The 783-nt window shown below is 31.5% G+C and carries 1 protein-coding gene; it reads right to left on the reverse strand.

Annotated features, from left to right (window positions below):
* Positions 1 to 258 precede the first annotated feature (258 nt).
* A partial coding sequence (locus A4R26_RS34895) for a hypothetical protein (RefSeq protein ID WP_207625729.1) occupies positions 259 to 783 on the reverse strand: 525 nt, incomplete at its 5' end.

Genomic DNA, 783 nt, shown 5'->3' on the forward strand with positions numbered 1-783 from the left:
GATACTGGCACTAAAACAGGGGGAGCCGACAGTGATGACGGCAGAGCGTTAGGCATCATTTTGGCAGGCGACAATTTTCGCACTATTGTTTGTCCTATAAAACCTATTTTAGAACGGTTCAGATGTGATATATTATACTAACATGCTTGTAACCATTCAGTACTATTAACCTGATAACTTGAATAAATAAATCAAGAAGACTATAGGAAACTATACAATTCATCCAAGAATGCAATTTTATATACATCGTTTATCAATTTATCTATTTTGATTTTTGATAAAATTATAAAGCAGTTCACCTAAAGTCCTAGCTTCTTCCGACAAATCTTCAATAGTAGAAATATACGACACTGCTTTTTTTGCAAATTCAATTTTATTTAAAATGGTTCCAGAATCTGCTGAATATTTTTTTTTCAAACCCTGAATATTGTCTTCCAAATATCTACCCAAATAATCATTTCTATAGTCATCAATTGTTGTCTTTAAGAAGTCGATTTCTTTACCCTCAAAATCAAAAAGTACAGAGGATATCACCTTCGGCTGTAATAGATTTTCAATTTCTCTACTCTTTAAGCAATAAAAACGCTCCTTTAAATTTCCTTGAAGCTGGATAAATCTTTGAGCTTTTTTCGACAGCTTTCCATTTTTATTGAATCCAGCGTTATCATTGTCCGTTATTAAAAACAACCTTCCACATAATCTTTGTACATAAATATTTTTATGATTATGATCCTCATCATCTAGAAATGACCAATGTGTTATATTACCTCCAGAATATTCAAC

This window comes from Niastella populi (assembly GCF_002078015.1).
GTDB classification, from domain to species: Bacteria; Bacteroidota; Bacteroidia; order Chitinophagales; family Chitinophagaceae; genus Niastella; species Niastella populi.